We start from the raw sequence: 18,547 nt of genomic DNA, 5'->3' as shown, positions 1-18,547 counted from the left end.
CAGTTTTCAAAGAGCAATTACGATGTATTATTTTGTCGTTTCTCGCAAGAGGCGACTTCTATAATTTATCACATCTTAAGTTATTTTGTCAACAACCTTTTTTCAAAATTTCTTTCGGCCTGTTTCAGTAAATAACTTGTTGTCTCAGCGACATGTATTAATATATCATGGTTAAAAAATGATTGCAATATATTTTTAATACTTTTTTAAAAAAATATTCATGCCCCTAATTACCCTTACAATAACTGCTATTCCTGCAGCACTCACTGAAAGGCTGAGCAACTTTCTTATTTTATCCTTTTAACCGCTATTTGACTATAACTTTTCTTAAGGGCATCTCTTTCAGCTGATTGTCTTGGGCTAAATGTTCACTAGCATATTCCGCATGGATTACGCATACATTTTATAAATCACAATTTGAGGTGTAGCAATGATTCCTTCTATCGGACTAGTAATCTCTTACTTAATGGCTTTGTACTTATTTTACGTGGCTTATTTCGAAGCAATTAAAATCAGCAATCAAGAAGGAAAAGTAAATGGCACACTGTTAATCATGAGTGCCGCTATGGCCATGGTATTCACAGAGTTCAGTATGGTATTTCACAGTCAATCTTTTGGATAATATAAAAAGAAAACGCAGCAAGCCCTAAAAGCTTGCTGCGTTTTCCTTTTTTTGATTAACCGGATTTTGCTTCCAGACCTCCTGCATCTTTTTCTTTGATCTTACTTTTATTTGTTTCAGCCAGAAACAATATCAAAGCAGCCAGAATGATAGCTCCCCCTGTTATTTGAGGCCACTTTACACGTTCACCCAGAAGAAAATACGCTAAAATAGACGCGCCGACGGGCTCAAGAAGAATTGCCATAGATATAACAGTCGTACTGATCCATTTTAAAGACCAATTGAAAAGCGAGTGCCCGAGAAGGTTCGGAAAAACAGCCAATAATATAAAATACAGCCAATCGAGCGGCGGATAGGGACCCAGCTCCTCTCCTGATAACAGCACATATACAAACAATGTGACTGTACTGGCTGTATAAACAATAAAAGTGTAGGTTCCAGAGGATATTCTTTGTCTTACATTCTGCCCAAATAGTAAATAGGCGGTTACCAGCCCGCAGGCCAGCAAAGCAAGGATATCACCCCACAGCGCCGTGCCGTTTAAGCGAAAGTCACCGCAGCTTATAAGTGCACATCCGCAAATAGCTGCGGCTCCGCTCGCTATCGTTTTAAACGAGAAGCGTTCTTTAAAGAAGAAGTATGCACCAGCAAAAGCAAAAATAGGCTGAACAGTGACAAGTACAGTCGAACTTGCTACAGATGTAAAGTTGAGCGATTCAAACCACAGAATGAAATGAAACGCTAAAAATACTCCAGCTGCTGCAGCATAAATGGCATCTCGCTTTTTGACCAGGAGAATTTCAAATCGGTACTTCGTTATAAAAACCGGCAGCATCAGCAGCACTGTGAATAACAGCCGGTAAAACGCAATGACCCCTGAGCCGGCCGTTGATGCCTTTACCAGTATTGCAGAAGCAGAAACAGATAGTACTCCAATCATTAAAGCAATATAGGGATTTATTTTAGGCTTCTGCATGACAATTCCTTTCTGAACATTCAGCAATTGAATTCATTTATAGATGAACGGATAAAATTCTGCAGGCTACGTACATCCGCGCCTCCTGGAAGGAAATTATGCAATTTTCCAAAAAACTTCGTGTGAAAAAGCTCATTTTCTAAAAGAAGTGAGCTTTTTGGGAATATGAATTCATTCTGGAGCTTACAGGGTTAGAAATTCATCTTCAAAATAAAAAGTAGTAGGGTTTTCCTTGATGGTATACGAATATTTTTTCATGTTGGCAACATATTGCCATTTATTAATGGTAACTGTTTCTCCAGACGTTTTTAATTTCACTTTTTCTCCGGTTTGGTACTTGTTTTTAACTGCCACAATTACACCTCTTCTTTATAAGTAGAAACAATTCCATAGTCTGCTTGCATTTTGCCAATTCAGCCAGTCAGTATAGCAGCTTAAACATATAGCTCAAAATCCCGGCAGGAAATTCCTGCGGCTTTTCCAGGATAGAGCGTTACTTTTACTATTAATAAGTGATAGCCGGCATTAAAGGTATTAATAGACGTCTCCTTTAAACCCTCATTTAGACAAAAGGTGACACCATTCCTCCAATCCATTTTCATTAATAATTTTGCCCTAAATGTATACTCAATCTCTATTTTACCATTATTGCACCAAATAATCTTTTATATAAATAAACAAAAGTCAGGATAAAGCGAAATTACATCAAAAAAAGCCTTCCCCCCTGTACTGGCAGTACATGCGGGATAAAGAAAAAAACATCCGATTAATCGGATGCATATTTCATTATGCCATGTAAATAGACGCTATCTTCCTTCTCGACATACTCCCTTAATTTAATTTTCCCTTCTGACTCAAGCTCTTTAGCTATGGCTTGAATCTTACTTCCATCTTCTAGAGTGCTTTTAGGAATTTCTACTGAAAAAAAATTCCCCCCGCTGGCATTTTGCATATTTTTAAATAACGAAATTTTATCCATTGGACATCCCCTTTACTATCTTTTCGGCAAACAAGGAAAATATCCTTCTTTTGCAGCAGATACGGGCTAAATTTTACATTCTTCCATGCAGCAAAAGCGGATTCCAAAATACGGGCTTGGCTGAAAAGCCAGGAAATCTGTGCACAAGATTAACAGATCAAAAAAATAAAGAACCCTTGGGAATCCCAAGGGTTCTAAGAAAGATGGAGCATAGCGGGATCGAACCGCTGACCTCTACGCTGCCAGCGTAGCGCTCTCCCAGCTGAGCTAATGCCCCGTATGTATCAGGTACAATTTATATTTTATCTTTTTTTTGTAAAAAGTCAATACTTTTTTAAGTGAAAATCTGCAGACAGATTTTCCGCTGGATATTTAACCATCATTTACAAAGTATTCTTTCCCGGAAAGAAGGAAGATTAAAAGTATACCAACAAAGGAGGTGAAAACACATGGCAAACCGCAGTGGTGGAAGAAATCAATTATTGGTTTCAGGTGCTGAACAAGCTCTTGAACAAATGAAGTACGAAATCGCTTCTGAATTCGGTGTACAGCTTGGAGCAGATACTGTTTCTCGCGCGAACGGATCAGTAGGAGGCGAAATCACTAAGCGTCTTGTAGCTACAGCTCAGTCTCAATTAGCTGGACAATCAGGAACTTATGGTACTCGTTAATCTAACTGAATAATATGGCATAGGCTACCTGTGTTAAAGCAGGTAGCCTTTCTCAGAATAAAGGCTCATCCTAGGCGGATGAGCATGTCTTTCTTATGCAGCACTTTTCAAAGCTTTATCTGCTTTTTTCTTCTTTTTTGATCCTTTAAAATGCTTATCAAGTAAATTGGCTGCCAGCCGGGCCGAAATATTGAAAATCAGCACCATAATAATGAGTACAGCAGCAGACCTTGTCGCAATTAAACGGGCATCCGGAACGATTCCTTCAGAATTCAGCTTCCAGATATGAACAGCCAGCGTTTCAGCAGGCCTGAAGATGTTAAAGGGATTAACAGGACTGGACAGATCAGCAGCAGAATTCAGCATCGGAGTCGTGAGCCCTGCCGTATAAATAAGAGCAGCCGCTTCCCCGAATACTCGTCCCGCTGTCAAAATGATGCCTGTAATGATTTCACGTGAGGCAAATGGCAGTGATACTTTCATTAATGTCTGCCATCTCGTTGCCCCCATACCAAGACTCGCTTCCTTTATGCTTGAAGGTACAGAACTTATAGCCATTTCACAAATCCGGGATAAGCTGGGCAGATTGAGTATTGTAATAACAAGAGCTCCGCCTATCAATGTGTAGCCCCATTTTGCCAGCGTTACAAAGATCAGCAATCCAAAAAGTCCGACTACAATAGAAGGAAGAGATGCCATCGTTTCTATGCAAAGTCTTACAAAGTTCAAAAATCTCCCTTTTTTTGCGTACTCAGCCAGGTAGATTCCAGCTCCGAGCCCTAATGGAACTGAAATAATCAATGAAAGCACAAGCAGATAAAAAGAGTTAAAAAGCTGCGGGCCAATGCCGCCTCCCGCCATTGTATTGCTCGGTGTGCCAAAGAGGAAATCCGGATCCCAGAACCCCCAGCCCAGAGCCAGGATTTTTCCGACCAAAAAAACAAGCAGTGTGATGACCGCAACAGCAATTATATAAAATATTCCTGTCCAGATATTATTTATAACCCTCGCTTTATTTTTCATGTTTGTTCCACACCTCTTTTTCCGATCATTCTGATGATGAAAATAAACAAGAAAGAAATAAGCAGCAAGATCATAGCCAATGTCCATAACGCGTTATTCCACGCTGTGCCATTAAGCGTGTTGCTCATATCCATAGTGAGGATTCCAGTTAAAGTCGCAGTTGGACTATAGAGGCTGTCGGCCATTTTGACTGTATTTCCGATAACCATTTGAACAGCAAGGGCTTCACCAAATGCTCTCGCCAGACCTAGCACTACCGCTGTTAATATCCCCTTTTTGGCTGCAGGCACAATAATTCTGCTGATAGCCTGCCAGCGTGTGGAGCCAAGCCCATAGGAAGCTTCCAGATATTCAAACGGAACACCCTTTACAGCGTCATCGGCAATGCTTGCGATAGTAGGAAGGATCATGATGCTGAGTACAATAATTCCTGCAATCAAACTGAAGCCTACACCGCCGAATTGGTCACGCAGCAGCGGAACCAGTATGGTAACACCCAAAAACCCGTATACTACCGACGGTACCCCAACAAGAAGCTCAAGTACCGGTTTCAAAACTTTTGAACCGAATTTTGGCGCAATGTAATTGTTAAAAACGGCTAATCCAATAGCCACAGGCGTACTGAGTACCACCGCGCCAATTGAAACGAAAGCAGACCCCATTATGAATATTAGCGCACCATAAGATTTGTCTTTAGGATCATTAGGACTCCAATTTTTGGACGTGAGCATTTCTGCAATTGAAAGATGGCTTTGCAGGAATGACTGAATGCCCTTGCCGCATATGAACACAATAATGGATAATGTTGTCAGCACAATCAGCAGTCCGCAAATCGTCACAAGTGTTCGTCCAAGGTATTCACTCGTAACATAATTTATTGATTTTTTCTCCTTCATCCCTGAACCCCCTTACCATTGATGCAATGAAAGAAGGCTGACTGTCACAGCCAGCCATTCTAACCATTTATTATTTTAGGTCTGACATTGGGATATAACCCATTTCTGTAACCTTATCTGCAAATTTATCTCCTGTTACATAATCAATGAAGCCTTTAATGCCGTCTTTAGGCTGGCCATCTGTAATCATGTACTCATAAGACCAGAATGGATACTTTTTGTTAACGATATTATCTGAAGTTGGTTCCACATCATTAATTTTCAAAGTCTTAAGGCTGTCCTTTTTATCTCCTACTAAATAGGATAGAGCAAGGTAGCTGATAGAGCCTTTTGTAGAGTTTACCGATTGCTCGACCGCACCATTTGAATCCTGTGCAGTACCGATGCTGTCATCAATCTTGACTCCGCCCATCATCGTTTTTTCAAATGTTGCACGTGTTCCGGATGATGCCGGGCGATTGATTACATTAATTTTCTCGTCGTTTCCGCCAACTTCTTTCCAGTTCTTGATTTTGCCTGAAAAGATTCCTTGAATTTGATCTTCTTTTAAGGTTTCTACTGAAACATCTTTATTTACTACTAACGCAAATCCGATTCCAGCTACTTTTGTATCTACAAGCTTATCTGCTTTTGATTTATCTTCTAATTTATCAGCTGAAGGAACATCAGAATTCCCGATATTCACAGCGCCGGCTGCTACTTGATTAACACCTGTTCCGCTTCCCCCGCCTTGAACAGTTACAGAGAGATTAGGGTAAGTTCCTTGAATTTCATTGGCTGCTTCTTCAGCTAAAGGCTGAAGTGCTGTTGATCCGGCTGCAGTAACAGTTCCTGAATAAGCTGTTTTATTATCATCAGTTTTTTTCGCATTATCGCTGCCTTTTGAATCATCAGCTTTTCCGCATCCTGCTAGTGCTCCTGCCATTACTAGAGCAGCCATAGATAATTTCAAACCTGTAATCTTCATTAAATTTCCCTCCGTTAATAGCTATTTATCTTTCTAGTACTTTGTACTCTCTTTCGGGTACAATCTCATATTAATGGTCAATTGTTATGTCAATATGAACTCACTTTGAATTCTATGTAAATATTTTTACTATTGTTTAAAGGGAAACTTATAGCTAAAAAACGCCTTTCACCTTAAGAAATCTAAAGCTAACAGGGAGAACAGCCTTTATTTCACCTAAAAAAAAGCCTGTGATTATACGCTAATCCTTTACATGAAGTTTACAATCCAAACACTTCTGGAAGGAATGCCATTTTTTACGCAAAAAAAGAAGGCTGCAGGCAAAATGTGCAGCCTTCTCTCTATGCTATTTATTGTCCTTGGATATAATCAATGTCTTGAAGGATGATATCGGCAAATTCTTTATCGATGAATATCTTTTTCAAAGTTCTTACTTCCGTTTCAAGGACCTTAAGCTTCAGGTCTATCACTTTCTGTTTTTTAGCTTGCTGAATAGATGCAATCTGTGCCTGCAGGCTTTTTGCAATTCCTTTATTCGCAAACTTGCCCTGTTTGACTCCTATGTCAATAAGTTCATCAAGATGGTCTATGTCGATCTTTGACTCGAGCGTATATGTTTCTTCTATTGTATTTCCCGCTTCGTCCTCAGCTGTGACTTGAAGTTTATGTTTTCCTGCTGTTAAATCCAGTGGCGAAACAGCCTGCAAATCTGGAATCACTGTATTATCAAGTACATATTTAACTGATTTCACTCCGCTTAGCTGATCTGCTGCTGTAATTTTTACAGGTATTGCTGAGTCTGTTTGATAAAAAGATACCTGTCCATCCAGTGTTATTTCCGGGGCATGCTTGTCAATCCAGACCTGAACAGATTTCACACTTTCCACATTGCCTGCAAAGTCATAAGAACGGTATTCTACTATATTCTTCCCTTCATCTGATATAGCGGCATATCCATTTGAAACCGTCCACTCTCCGCCATTAACCCGGTATTCTGTCTTGGCAACGCCTGTACCGCTTCCATCGTTTGCAAAAAAGGCAATTTGAACAGTTTCTTTATTGTAAACACCCGCTCCAAGCTTGCTGCTGCTTGTAACTGAAGTAACTGGCGGGGCAGAATCTGAAGACTGTATCTGTTCTATAGACAATGGTTTTAACTGATAAGCGCCATTAAAAATAGAAGAAATACCTGTAATGTTGACCTGGGAACCTGCCGGATATAATTGTGTTAAACGGTCATAAGCAATGCCTGTCCTGCCGTCAATGCGCACAATGGATTCCTTTCCTTCTGGGCTTGCTGCCGTAAATTGAAAAGTGCCTGAACCATTCGCAGGATCATATTTTACTATTTTAAGATTTTCCAGTGTAATAAGCTGCCCTTGATTTTCGTCATTCACAGCATCTTGTACACGAGGCTCAACGCTTGCTGTTCCCGTCTTTTTCAGAGAGACAGGGTCTGTCAGCTCCACTTCAGAATTATAGGTTTTCTTAACCGCAGTTATCTGAACTTTGTCTCCTTTATGGTATCCCCCTTCATTTTGGTACACATATGTCCCTCCGGAGGCATCTTGCAGATAAAAGCCCATTCCTCCGAACACTCCTGGTTCAGAAGTAATCGTTCCTTCAACGGTAACAAGTGTGCCATCCGCGCTTTTTCTTGCATCATTAACAGATATTGCATCCGGAATGGCAGGCTTGTCCTCAGGAAGGGGTTCCGCGGGCACATCCGCAATCGTTACCGCTTCAGTAACTGCGTTATTGCTGCCTTGTTTCAGTCTTAGGCTTGCAGCACCTTTTGTTCCATTAATACGAACGGTCAGGTCTTTATAAGCTTTTCCCTGGTCATTTGCCGTAACGGAAAAATCAGAGCTGTAACCCTCCGTTTTAGGCCATGATCCATCTTCATTTTTCACCTTAGCAATCTGTGTCCCGCCTGATAAATATATGCCCAGCTTTAAGCCTGAAACTGTTTGTCCCGGATTCAAGCCGCTCAATGAAACCCTGATCTGGAAATCCTGGGATGAAGGCAATGTGCTTTGGTGAATAAGGCTGTATGCAGGGTTTGCTGCAGGTGCCTGGGATGAACCATACGATCCTGGCTTGAAGGTTGCAGGATCATACCATTTGTACCCTGCTTGAGGCTGTGACCATGGCTCAGCCTGAGGTTCTGTTGTCGTAGCAGGATCTTCGTTTTCCGCTTTAGCGGCATCAAGAATCAATGGAGTCTTCTGATCCAGTTCGATTCCAGCCTGGCTGAAGTTTGTATAGCTTTCCTTTTTAGCAAGCCATTCAACTGTCTGCACAAGGAATGTACTGTCGTTCGCTTCTTTAAATCCATCATAAGTAGTTTTCTTTTGTCCTGTTTCCTCTCTCAGGTATTTCGGTGAGGCATCCTCTACAGGAGAAGAATCTCCAATAAATGCAGCTTTTCCTCCGCCAAGCTTCGAAATTGCCGCAAACGGCCCCTCTGCTTTTCCGCCGCCGCTGTAAACTCCCTTATCAACAGCTGAGCCCCAGGAAGGAGGATTTTGAGGAAGATAAACCAGGCCCTTGGCTTTTGAAGGATCTAATACAGCCAAAGTCGAACCTGCATGGACTGCTACTGAATTTACACCTTCTGTAATGCCAAAAGTTTGTGCAGGAGCTGTAATATCCGCCGCATTTACATCACCTACTGCGTTATAGCGGAAACGGATTCCAAAGTTGCTTCCCATCCAATCCGAGCTTTGCACCCCTTGCATCGCCGGGGAATTGGCTTCTTCCTGAGTCATCCCTTTTGAAGGATTATCAAATGCCCCCCGCCGGTAGCCATTCATTACTTCAGATGCATCCCAGCGATTTTTATTGCGGTCAGCATTATAATGGTCTGCAATGAAAAAGATGCTTCCTCCATTTTGCACATATTGGATCATGGCATCCTGCTCTGATTTTTTATAAGGAATATTTGCTTCACCAATTACGAACACATCATAGTCCTTAAGTTTATCAAAGGTAACGGCCTGTTCACCGTAGTTAAAAGGAATATTGCGGGATAATTCCGATACAGCGAATCCTTTTTCCTTTAAGCCATTAGCAAAATCCGAGAATCCCCCATCAATCACCCAATCCGCTGCTCCGGATGTCTGGCCGTGGGTATTGTCAAATAGCACCTTTTTTCCAGTGCCATCCGGCAGCACATTGACAGCAGCTGCTGCATGGGCATTCGAAGGCGCAAAGCCAAGCGCATTCGCAGCCGCCATGAGTATTAAAACCGCAATAGTAAGCCACTTACCGTTAAACCATCTCTCCATTCGTGAATTCCTCCTGAAATTTTTTTGTATTCAACTTGATTATACTTAGTAATAATGTCAATTTCTTCATTATTCGCTATGAAATTGAATATTAAATTTCGAAGGTTCAGAATAAAATAGTCTTTTTGGTGCTTGTCTTTGCCAAGATAGGCAAAAAGGCCTTTCTGCTTCTATAAGAAATAGATTGTCCAAAAAATTGATACTGTTTACATCACGCATGCAAAATAAAAAAGCGCTGCTAAAAGAGCGCTTTTCCTGGCATTCCAATTAAAAAGTGTTATAAACGTTTTGGCAGGTTTCTGCTGTCGGTTCATAAAAGCAATGAAGCTTGTAGCGACCGACAAAGGGCTGATTGTACCATTGAGAAGGACAATTAGCCGGCGGCCTGAAATACCATAAGCTGTACTTGCCCGGCCACTGCTGTTCTCCATTAATGCTCCTCCGCGCCAGGCGCCTTTCCTTGTCCCTGGCACGCTGATAGAAATAACCATGTATCGTGGCTTCAAAGGCATGCGGCTGATAAACCATTTGGGGGATTGTGCGCAACCCTTTAAAATCCGAGCAATTCGCCCTGATTCTGTTGATGCCCACATTACCGACCAGAAGCATACCTTTAACTCCCTCTCCTTCCCCTTCAGCCCTGAGCAATCGTGCTAAAAGGTCAATATCTGCTGTTGTCGCTTTTACGACTGCCATGATGCAACGCCTCCTGTCTAAACCATTTATATGGATTTTTACTGAATGAATGACAGAGGATAAGCAGTTTTTTTAGCACATTTTAACGAGCAGTAAAAACCGCGCAGCTACCAGTTGGACATTCGCTGTCAAGGAGCTCCTTCTTATGGCAGATGTCAGAAATTAAACATATTGTGCCTATGCAGAGAGAAAAAAGGAATAAAATTACATATCCATACTTTTTATTTGTTTCTATAGGCATTATGATTAATTTATGGCATTTCAATGAAAAGGAGGCGCGGGATGGCGGATTCACGGAGAAAGAAGAAGAAAAAAGAAGAAGAATCCTTTCTTTCTGAATTATTTGGAGAGCTTGTCGGATCACTGATTGAATATGTCATTTTTTGGCCATTTAAACTTGCTGGAAGGGCTATCGGAAAACTTCTGGGGGGATTTTGGAACTAAAGGGCCCAACTGGCATATATCCTTCCTTTTTGGCATCCCTGCATAAGGGGGTGCCGTTTTTTATCATTCAATATATCTATTTTACAGAGGTTTTCTTTACAAATTAGCCAGAAAGATATACTATTATCAAATAATATTAATAGAATATTATAATAATTTTCCCCGTGTTCCAGAGCGTTTCTATCAGACTTGCCACAGTTAAGTTAAAGCTTAAATTTCATTTTGAACCAATGATGATTTTAGCTGAATATGGCGGCACTTAGAGGAAAAGCTGATTTAGGGAGGTTACTTTGAAAAGGCTTACAAAATCAGAGGATTACGAAAGCTATTAATTGAAATTAAAACTGGACATGCATCTCTCATCGTATTAATGTAACACTAATATACTATATTACATAATTGAAAGAAAAGGTGAAGGCTATGAAAAAGAACAGCGATGACTCTCTTTTGCAGAGAGGCTTGGAACAAAGGCATATCACCCTTATGTCTTTAGGGGCGGCAATAGGAGTCGGATTGTTTCTCGGTTCGTCATCTGCTATTAAATTGGCAGGTCCGGGAATTCTCTTGTCTTACACTGTCGGGGGAATCATCATTTACCTTATAATGAGAGCACTTGGAGAAATGGCGGTCAAAAATCCTGTTGCGGGATCCTTCAGCCGTTATGCCCGGGAAACCATCAGCCCGCTTGCAGGTTTTATAACCGGATGGAATTACTGGTTCTTATGGATTGCCACCTGCATGGCTGAAATTACGGCAGTAGGCATTTACATGCAATTCTGGTATCCCGGGACACCTGAATGGGCATGGGCGCTTGCAGCACTTATTTTAATGACACTTATTAATTTCCTGGCAGTCAAGGCATACGGGGAATTGGAATTCTGGTTTTCACTTATTAAGATTGTCACAATCATTTTAATGATTGTCATCGGCCTTGGCATGATTATTTTCGGAATCGGAAATGGCGGACATGCCTTGGGATTCAGCAACCTTTATAAAAATGGCGGATTCTTTCCGCATGGACTGAAAGGTGTGCTTTTATCCTTCCAGATGGTCATGTTTGCTTATCTCGGGGTAGAAATGCTTGGAGTCACGGCAGGCGAAGTAAAAAACCCGAAAAAAGCGATAAGAAAGGCCATCGATACAGTATTCTGGAGAATTCTCATTTTTTATGTGTTCTCACTGACTGTCATTATGTCTATTTATCCTTGGGACGAAATCACTGCCCGCAATAGTCCGTTTGTCTTAACCTTTGAGAAAATCGGCATTCCGGGAGCAGCAGGCATTATTCAGTTTGTTGTACTTACGGCAGCACTTTCCTCCTGCAACAGCGGGATATTCAGTACAGGAAGAATGCTGTTTAATCTTGCGCAGCAGGGAGAATCGCCAAATGGCTTCAAAAAGACTAATAAAGGAGGCGTTCCGGGCCTTGCTGTCATTGTTTCGTCAGCCGTGCTATTGATCGGAGTATACTTGAATTACAGCCTTTCCAAGCATGTGTTCAGCTATGTCACCTCCATAGCGACATTTGGGGCCATCTGGACCTGGGGAACTATTTTGGTCACCCAGATGGTATCAAGGCATAGGATGAGCGCTGAAGAAAAGAAGATGCTTCAGTACAAGATGCCGTTTTACCCTTACTCTTCATATATCTCGCTTGCGTTTTTGCTGTTAGTGACCATATTATTGGGATTCTCAAAAGATACGAGGATTGCTTTAATCGTCGGGCCGCTCTGGATCGGGCTTTTGGTAATCATCTATTATGCGGCTGGACTTAAGAATCGGAGCTATCAGGCTGCATCAGCAGCAGAAAAGTAATAGGAAGCCCCCGCTTTAATGAGCGGGGGCTTTCTTATTACTTCTTTATCAGCGCCTAGCCCCTCGAGGTAAGTCATGTAAGCTGTGAAGGCAAAAAGCGCCTTCTCTTCTTAGCCGCTTTATGCTTGTCGGAGGCCCCCAGGATGGGCTCACAAAGACGTTGCCGCAGGACGCGGCGCTTTTAGTCTTTGTTCCGCTAACCAGGCGCTTCCGCTTTTTTTATAGTTTGGCTAGTGCCATGTTTTTCGGCAGGACGGTGTTTGTTAGTATTGATGTTTCACGCAGACGGTCCAGATTGTAGGAGGATCCCTCCATGATAGAGGTGTCCAAATATGCCGGGTGGCACATCACTTCAACAAGGGCATTGCCGGGTACTTTTTCATGAAGTTTATTAAAGTAGTCCTTTGTTGCTCCTTCTCCATAAAAGTCATCTAAAAACACGTCTGAAAAATAGGATACCCCTTCCTTCCCGTTTCCCGTTTTCCGAAGCGGCAAACCGTATTTCTTTGAAAGCGATTCAGCAACAGGCATGATTTCCTTTGTACCGTGCATATGGTGATGGCTGTCAAGATGGGTGGGCTCTAAACCGGAGGAAAGGAAAGCCTCAATTTGAGCGGTCCATTCCCGTTCTATTTCATCCAGTGAAATGTCGCCTTCTGTTAATAGCTGTGACTGTTTCTTAAAATTACCGTTTTGGTCCGTCAAACTCCTCACATCCTTCAGCAGCGGACTGCCGCAGGTTAAGACAAGATGGATGCCTGTCTTTAACGAAGGATGCTCTTTCGCAAGCTGAATGGCATGTCCGGTCCCTTCCATATTCATCATCATTGTCGCAGAATTCACGATGCCAAGAAGGTGACTGTCGAGTATCCCATAATTCACCCCTCTTGAGTATCCAAAATCATCTGCATTCACTATTAAATGAATCATTTCCCCACTCCCCGCCGTAAATGCTATTCTGCAAAAAAACAGTAACTTTGACAGATATTCTGCACCCGGCAGGCATTTTCCTCCAAGACTCGCATTTTCTTTAAAATGATATACACATGAATAGCTTTTTAAACAGACAAAAGACATTCCTTTTGGGGAATGCCTTTGTAAAAAGGACAGGCTTTTAATTCATTCACAGTTTTTGCAACAATGCAGCAGCCGTTTACTTAAGCACCTGGCTTACATCTTTGGCATACACCACACAGAATTCCATACCACTAAATTTTGTAAAGCTACCCTTGCCATATTGCCCTGCCGGTACTTCAGCTGCCCCCATTGCATGGCCGCCTGAATTAAAGTTCATCAATTATCGTTATTCCGCCAATTTCTTTCCAGACAAGCAAAAGCGGTTTCTTCCATTGGCTTTTGCAGCATACAGTGCCTGATCAGCTAATTTCAATACCTCTTCAGGATCTTTTCCATCCAATGGCCAAATAGCCCCGCCGATACTGCATCCTATTTGTATCACCTGGCCTTCAATCATAAACGGCCTATTTAAAACAGAGATGACCTCTTGGGCCAGCTGTCCTGCTTTTTCACGAGGCTGTTTCTGTTCATACTCTATGACAGCAACAAATTCATCTCCGCCAAGCCTGCAAAGAAAGTCACCGCGCCGCAAGGTTTTTCTTATCCTCACCGCAGCATGCTTTATTAACAAATCTCCAGTATGATGTCCAAAGCTGTCATTAACCGCCTTGAAACCATCAAGATCAAAGAAAAGAAATGTCAGCGCATGCCCTTTCGGATCCTGCTCTTTCTTTAGTTTTTCCATATAAAGAAGCATAGATATCCTGTTTGGCAGTCCTGTAAGTCCATCATGATAGGCAAGCATCTCCATTTCCCCAAGCTGAGTTTCTTTCTGACTAAGCGATAACACCATCTCCCGCAATGAAGCGGAGAGAATCTCTATATCTTTTATTCCTTTCATGACAGGAATATCTATACTATTTCCGGCACTTACCATGTTTGCTGCAGAGGTAAGGGACTGCAGGGGCTTTGATATTCTCCCTGCCACTGCCCAGCTCAATAAGGCAAAGATAACACTTGAAGCTGCACCCAGGAATATAATGAATCTTTGAAGATCTTCAGCCCGTGCAAATGCAGCTGCTTCGGGCTGGCGCACAATAACAGACCAGCCGAGCCCGGAATAATTTTTGTAGCCTTTGCTCTTGGCAAAAGCCGTTACATATTTTTTCCCGTCCGGCCAGGTTACAGATGCCCAATTATGTCCATCGCCCTGTGAGAGGTTCAGCGGCTTGCCTTCCATATTTTTTGGTCCGAGCAGGATGATGTGATCTTTAGAGCTGATAATGAAAATTTCAATACCTTTTCTCTTTCCCTGCAGCGGCCTTAAAATGTCATTTTGCACTTCTCTTGACCATGTCCAGCTCAGGTGGGCAGCAAGTACACCCTTAAACCTGTTTTGCCTGTCCCTTATCGGTGTGCTGATATCAACAAATTGCAACGGTTCTCCATTCGGGTTTGGCAATAGCTTAGATAAAAGTACGGCGTCATGGACATCACCTATATACGGCTTTTTGACGGCATTTTTGAATACTGGACGTTCCGAGATATCTTTATTCTCCAAAATACGGCCAGTAGCTGCTGACACTACTCCTCTATCATCCGTAATGCCGACCCAGGAAAATGAAGGGATGCTTTTTTTCAGCTGATTAAGCAAATGCTCATCTCTATACTCTCCGGCATGCTGTTTTTGTGTTAAAAGTTCACTTAGAACTTCCACTTCGCTGTACCTTGACCACATAAAGTAATCTAGTTTATCTGCCATCTGATAGGCAGCCTCATAAAGCGAATTTCCCGCCTCCCCCTTAAGCTGAGAAGTCGTCCTGCTTGAAATGGCACTGCTTAAAAATGTACTAAAAATAAAGATAAGAAAAGCAAAGCTAATAGCAAAAATCGTTCTTAATTTCATAGACACAGGTACATTCTCCAATTTCTTTTTTCTAATGTCAGCAGACATGCTTCATAGAGCCTGTGCTGTACCTTCAGGCTCTCTTGGGCATATTTTATTCATTCTTAAAATCTTTCATTTTTAAATGACGGCAAAGAAGTCGGGAAAGTTATAAAAAATTCCGTTCCCTCTCCTATCCCGCTTTGAACCCTGATGCTTCCGTTCAAGGCGCGGATGATTCCATAAGAAACCATCATGCCAAGGCCGGTTCCTTTCGAGCCCTTCGTAGAATAATATGGCTCTCCTAATCTTTTAAGCTGTTCCTTGTTCATTCCGCACCCGGTATCCTTGATCCTGATGTCCATTTGCTTTTCTGAATAGTTTGTTTCGATGGTCAATATTCCGCCATCAGGCATTGCCTCAATTGCATTTTTTATCAAATTTAGAAAGCATTGATGAAATTTTTGGCGATTTCCCTGAATGGTCCCCACAACTGCAAATTCAGTAATTATTTCAACTGAAAATTGATTCGCAAGCGGCTGTAAAACGTTTATGACATGCCTTAGCTCTTTTTTCACATTCACCTCTTCCATATATTCAAGTGAAGGTTTGGAAAAGGTCAGATAATCCTGGATGACTCTCTCAGCCGATTTCAATTCATCTTTTACCAGAGAGAGATACTGATTTCTTTTCACTGCGCTAATTGATGATTCCTGAAGAAGCTGTACAAACCCAATTGCTGCAGTTAGCGGGTTCCTGATTTCATGTGATATGGCAGCACCCATTTGTTCAACCGCCTGCAGCTTTTCAGCTTTAATAAGCTGCTGATACATATGCAGATTTTTAATGACAAATTCAATGGAATAAGAAATCATAAATACGCCAAGCGGAGGAACAGCCATGTATGCGAAATACACATCCATCCAATTATAGCGGGGATGAAGGTATCCCAGCGGAACTAAAGTCAAAACACTAATAAGAACAGTAAGTGACACAGAAAAACCAATTCTCTTCCTGGGGCCCTGTTTCCAAAACCAGGGGTAAAACTTCCATAAAATCACTGCCAGCGGCACATAGAAGCCAAGAGTAAAATAAAAGCCCTGATTGACTCCGTAAAAGAAGCGGATCAAGATGACAGCCAAAGAAGCAAGCGGCCCAATCCCTAAATAAAGGCCGCCTATCACTATAGGGACCTCTCTTAAATCAAACCGGATGTCTGGTGCTGCTTCATACGAAAAATACAAGCACATCCATAGGGATGCAATGAACCAAATAATAGCAGACGACTTCGAAAAGGGCATTTCCCTTCTTCTATCTGACCAAATCAAGTAAATGAACAAAAAAATAAATAATATCACAAGCATAAAGAAAAAGTGCTTTGTCATTTCCATTCTGATCACCGCCTAAAGAGGTTCTTATGGAAAAATTCTACAGGTTTTTTCAATCTAGGACAATCCTATATTAGGTTATGTCGAATAATATTTTTTCCGCCATAATTGGCGAAGCAAATTCTTCTGCTGCAATTTTAACAACAATCATGATGAAAAACATAAAAAATACTCTTTCTTTGCTGAATGGAAACTTGTTTTGTCGCCTTGGAAGGAACTTGAAGGTTCTTAGAGAACTGAATGTTCTAAGGAGGGATTATATGAATACAGTTGCAGCAGCAGAATTATTAGGAGTTTCACCAAGGACCATCCAGCGCTGGGTGAAGCAGTTTAATCTCAAGATGGAGAAAAACGAACTGGGGCATTATTCGTTTACCGAGGAGAACATCAATCAACTAAGAGAAATACACTCTCAATCAGCAAATCCTGTTTCCCCTGCTGATCATAAAGATAACGAAAAGCCGAGAAGAAAAGGAAAAATTGAAGCACCTGAAGAAAGCCGCATTGCCGAAAATCTTATGGCCCGGTTCAATGAAATGGAATCAAGGCTCGAATCAAAGGCAGACTCTGTAGTCACTTATCAAATACTCCAGCATCGGCGGGAAATAGAAGATTTGCAAAGCCAGATCAAAGCACTGACTAAACGCTTGGAAAAAGCCGAAAATACTGCAAAAGGCACTTCTGCATCATCCGCTGGGGATATGGCCATTTTTGACAGCGGCAGCCCGCAAAAGAAACAAAAAAAGAAAAAGCTGCTTAGCACCCTTTTCAGTTTTTGAAAGCACAGCCCTTTTATGTGCTGTGCTTTCCCCTTTCATAAATGCCTTTGGCTTCAGCATTTTTTTCCTATATAAAGCAAATGGGATGAAATGCCTAATATATACGGATCTGATGCTTTTTCTACAATCAATCTTCTAACCTTGCTTAATTCTTCCTGTCCTGCCTGCTCCCAATAATTCCAGCTTTCCTGACTGAGGGCTGCACCAACGTTGGACCCAATCAGTTCCAGGGTCTGAAAACCTTGGGACTCCATGAACGGCTTTATTTCTTCCAGTTCAAAATAATAAACTCCTGTAAATCGTCCTGGTTCAGCATGATTGAACAATCCGGTTGAATTAAACTCGTTAATGGAATCCATTGTGTGATTCGGCTTCCATGAAAGCGGATTTTGCAGGGAAGTAATCAAATGACGAACCCTTGACATGCATGCCACAAAGACAATTCCGTCTTTTTTCGTGACTCTATGAAGCTCACTAACAGCCTGAATTCTGTCCTGTTCCTTCTGTAAATGATAAAGCGGGCCAAGCATAAGTGATGCATGATAAGTATTTTCAGGCAAGCCTGTTAACTGCCTGGCATCTCTTGCATAAAACCCTTCAAACTGATGTGATACATTCTGTTCCTTCGCTTTTGCCTGTGCAGTCTCTACCATCTTGGGAGTCAGGTCGGTTAAAGTTACCCTGTATCCCTCACCCGCAAGCTTAAGTGCATATTTTCCTGGCCCAGCCCCATTATCCAGCACCCGTCCCTTTTTTGGAAGGTGCTTTTTCATATAGTGCCAATTAACCTGGAACTCCAGCGGCTCCCTGTCAAGGCGCCCCCACTCATCATAATTACTATAATAGGAAATTACTTTTTCTGTTATATCCATTTTCATCATCCCCCAAACCGTGAGCTTGTTTGCATATGATGATATTCTGCTAAAAAAATGAATACCCTTTATTTTCCTATTTATTATTTTTTCTTTTATTTTGGCTCTTTTCTTAAAGATTGTTGTTTTTTAATGAATTCTGTGAGGCAATCATATTGTTAAATCAGGTTGATTGGAGCGTAAGGTGCGAGACTCCTGCGGGATTAGCGGGAAGGTGAGACCCCGCA

Annotated in this window: 17 protein-coding genes and 1 tRNA gene; 5 read left to right on the top strand and 13 right to left on the bottom strand. The window is 41.7% G+C overall.

What is annotated here, in order from left to right:
* Positions 1-430: 430 nt before the first annotated feature.
* On the top strand, positions 431-622 hold the full coding sequence (locus tag BIV59_RS07530) for a hypothetical protein (RefSeq protein WP_071350855.1): 192 nt from the start codon (positions 431-433) through the stop codon (positions 620-622).
* Positions 623-677: 55 nt separating this feature from the next.
* On the opposite strand, the gene BIV59_RS07525 is transcribed toward BIV59_RS07530, so the two are convergent.
* The 4 genes from BIV59_RS07525 to BIV59_RS07515 all read right to left on the bottom strand — a co-directional run bounded on the left by BIV59_RS07525 (position 678) and on the right by BIV59_RS07515 (position 2,854).
* Complete coding sequence (locus BIV59_RS07525; RefSeq protein WP_071350854.1) at positions 678-1,598, bottom strand: DMT family transporter; 921 nt, start codon at positions 1,596-1,598, stop codon at positions 678-680.
* Between the two features lie 183 nt (positions 1,599-1,781).
* On the bottom strand, positions 1,782-1,952 hold the full coding sequence (locus BIV59_RS23565) for a hypothetical protein (protein WP_170846107.1): 171 nt from the start codon (positions 1,950-1,952) through the stop codon (positions 1,782-1,784).
* A gap of 412 nt (positions 1,953-2,364) precedes the next feature.
* Entirely contained in the window at positions 2,365-2,577 is a 213-nt protein-coding gene (locus tag BIV59_RS07520) for a hypothetical protein (RefSeq protein WP_071350853.1), read from the bottom strand.
* A 204-nt stretch (positions 2,578-2,781) separates the two neighbouring features.
* Positions 2,782-2,854: transfer RNA gene (locus BIV59_RS07515), tRNA-Ala, on the bottom strand.
* Between the two features lie 172 nt (positions 2,855-3,026).
* Here BIV59_RS07515 and BIV59_RS07510 point away from each other — a divergent pair.
* The gene (locus BIV59_RS07510; protein ID WP_071350852.1) at positions 3,027-3,248 is read left to right on the top strand and encodes an alpha/beta-type small acid-soluble spore protein; all 222 of its coding nucleotides are present in this window, start codon (positions 3,027-3,029) and stop codon (positions 3,246-3,248) included.
* Between the two features lie 93 nt (positions 3,249-3,341).
* On the opposite strand, the gene pstA is transcribed toward BIV59_RS07510, so the two are convergent.
* The 5 genes from pstA to BIV59_RS07485 form a co-directional block, all read right to left on the bottom strand.
* Positions 3,342-4,271, bottom strand: coding sequence for a phosphate ABC transporter permease PstA (gene pstA, locus BIV59_RS07505; protein ID WP_071350851.1), 930 nt, complete (start codon positions 4,269-4,271; stop codon positions 3,342-3,344).
* Positions 4,268-5,167: a phosphate ABC transporter permease subunit PstC gene (gene pstC, locus BIV59_RS07500; protein ID WP_071350850.1), complete on the bottom strand. Its 900-nt coding sequence runs from the start codon at positions 5,165-5,167 to the stop codon at positions 4,268-4,270. The genes pstA and pstC overlap by 4 nt, the downstream gene beginning before the upstream one ends.
* A gap of 70 nt (positions 5,168-5,237) precedes the next feature.
* A complete protein-coding gene (locus BIV59_RS07495; protein ID WP_071350849.1) occupies positions 5,238-6,134 on the bottom strand; it encodes a phosphate ABC transporter substrate-binding protein PstS family protein in 897 nt (298 codons plus the stop codon).
* Positions 6,135-6,484: 350 nt separating this feature from the next.
* Positions 6,485-9,424 carry an OmpL47-type beta-barrel domain-containing protein gene (locus BIV59_RS07490; protein ID WP_071350848.1) on the bottom strand — a complete coding sequence of 980 codons (2,940 nt, stop codon included), beginning with the start codon at positions 9,422-9,424 and terminating at the stop codon, positions 6,485-6,487.
* Between the two features lie 267 nt (positions 9,425-9,691).
* Positions 9,692-10,120 (bottom strand): cell wall hydrolase, encoded by a 429-nt coding sequence (locus BIV59_RS07485; RefSeq protein WP_071350847.1) that lies wholly within the window; start codon positions 10,118-10,120, stop codon positions 9,692-9,694.
* A 282-nt stretch (positions 10,121-10,402) separates the two neighbouring features.
* Here BIV59_RS07485 and BIV59_RS23560 point away from each other — a divergent pair, with 282 nt between their 5' ends.
* Entirely contained in the window at positions 10,403-10,564 is a 162-nt protein-coding gene (locus tag BIV59_RS23560; protein WP_170846106.1) for a hypothetical protein, read from the top strand.
* 420 nt (positions 10,565-10,984) lie between these two features.
* On the top strand, positions 10,985-12,379 hold the full coding sequence (locus tag BIV59_RS07480) for an amino acid permease (RefSeq protein ID WP_071350846.1): 1,395 nt from the start codon (positions 10,985-10,987) through the stop codon (positions 12,377-12,379).
* A 219-nt stretch (positions 12,380-12,598) separates the two neighbouring features.
* On the opposite strand, the gene chbG is transcribed toward BIV59_RS07480, so the two are convergent.
* The 3 genes from chbG to BIV59_RS07465 all read right to left on the bottom strand — a co-directional run bounded on the left by chbG (position 12,599) and on the right by BIV59_RS07465 (position 16,672).
* Positions 12,599-13,309 carry a chitin disaccharide deacetylase gene (gene chbG / locus BIV59_RS07475; protein WP_071350845.1) on the bottom strand — a complete coding sequence of 237 codons (711 nt, stop codon included), beginning with the start codon at positions 13,307-13,309 and terminating at the stop codon, positions 12,599-12,601.
* Between the two features lie 373 nt (positions 13,310-13,682).
* Positions 13,683-15,302, bottom strand: coding sequence for a sensor domain-containing diguanylate cyclase (locus BIV59_RS07470; protein WP_240501865.1), 1,620 nt, complete (start codon positions 15,300-15,302; stop codon positions 13,683-13,685).
* Positions 15,303-15,406: 104 nt separating this feature from the next.
* Complete coding sequence (locus BIV59_RS07465; RefSeq protein WP_071350843.1) at positions 15,407-16,672, bottom strand: ATP-binding protein; 1,266 nt, start codon at positions 16,670-16,672, stop codon at positions 15,407-15,409.
* A gap of 257 nt (positions 16,673-16,929) precedes the next feature.
* On the opposite strand from BIV59_RS07465, the gene BIV59_RS07460 reads away from it, so the two are divergent.
* Complete coding sequence (locus BIV59_RS07460) at positions 16,930-17,448, top strand: MerR family transcriptional regulator (protein WP_071350842.1); 519 nt, start codon at positions 16,930-16,932, stop codon at positions 17,446-17,448.
* Between the two features lie 53 nt (positions 17,449-17,501).
* Here BIV59_RS07460 and BIV59_RS07455 read toward each other — a convergent pair whose 3' ends face one another.
* Entirely contained in the window at positions 17,502-18,320 is an 819-nt protein-coding gene (locus tag BIV59_RS07455) for a class I SAM-dependent methyltransferase (protein ID WP_071350841.1), read from the bottom strand.
* Positions 18,321-18,547 lie beyond the last annotated feature (227 nt).

The organism is Bacillus sp. MUM 13 (assembly GCF_001866725.1).
GTDB lineage: Bacteria > Bacillota > Bacilli > Bacillales > DSM-1321 > Peribacillus.
The sequence above is the reverse complement of the archived record's forward strand: the minus strand, read 5'-3'. Positions and strand labels throughout refer to the sequence as shown.

Coding starts and splice junctions, on each gene's coding strand:
- BIV59_RS07465 (WP_071350843.1), bottom strand. CDS start 16,672: ATGGAAATGACAAAGCACTTTTTCTTTATGCTTGTGATATTATTTATT.
- BIV59_RS07490 (WP_071350848.1), bottom strand. CDS start 9,424: ATGGAGAGATGGTTTAACGGTAAGTGGCTTACTATTGCGGTTTTAATA.
- pstC (WP_071350850.1), bottom strand. CDS start 5,167: ATGAAGGAGAAAAAATCAATAAATTATGTTACGAGTGAATACCTTGGA.
- BIV59_RS23560 (WP_170846106.1), top strand. CDS start 10,403: ATGGCGGATTCACGGAGAAAGAAGAAGAAAAAAGAAGAAGAATCCTTT.
- BIV59_RS07470 (WP_240501865.1), bottom strand. CDS start 15,302: ATGAAATTAAGAACGATTTTTGCTATTAGCTTTGCTTTTCTTATCTTT.
- BIV59_RS07495 (WP_071350849.1), bottom strand. CDS start 6,134: ATGAAGATTACAGGTTTGAAATTATCTATGGCTGCTCTAGTAATGGCA.
- BIV59_RS07460 (WP_071350842.1), top strand. CDS start 16,930: ATGAATACAGTTGCAGCAGCAGAATTATTAGGAGTTTCACCAAGGACC.
- pstA (WP_071350851.1), bottom strand. CDS start 4,271: ATGAAAAATAAAGCGAGGGTTATAAATAATATCTGGACAGGAATATTT.
- chbG (WP_071350845.1), bottom strand. CDS start 13,309: ATGATTCATTTAATAGTGAATGCAGATGATTTTGGATACTCAAGAGGG.
- BIV59_RS07485 (WP_071350847.1), bottom strand. CDS start 10,120: ATGGCAGTCGTAAAAGCGACAACAGCAGATATTGACCTTTTAGCACGA.
- BIV59_RS07525 (WP_071350854.1), bottom strand. CDS start 1,598: ATGCAGAAGCCTAAAATAAATCCCTATATTGCTTTAATGATTGGAGTA.
- BIV59_RS07510 (WP_071350852.1), top strand. CDS start 3,027: ATGGCAAACCGCAGTGGTGGAAGAAATCAATTATTGGTTTCAGGTGCT.
- BIV59_RS07530 (WP_071350855.1), top strand. CDS start 431: ATGATTCCTTCTATCGGACTAGTAATCTCTTACTTAATGGCTTTGTAC.
- BIV59_RS07520 (WP_071350853.1), bottom strand. CDS start 2,577: ATGGATAAAATTTCGTTATTTAAAAATATGCAAAATGCCAGCGGGGGG.
- BIV59_RS07455 (WP_071350841.1), bottom strand. CDS start 18,320: ATGGATATAACAGAAAAAGTAATTTCCTATTATAGTAATTATGATGAG.
- BIV59_RS07480 (WP_071350846.1), top strand. CDS start 10,985: ATGAAAAAGAACAGCGATGACTCTCTTTTGCAGAGAGGCTTGGAACAA.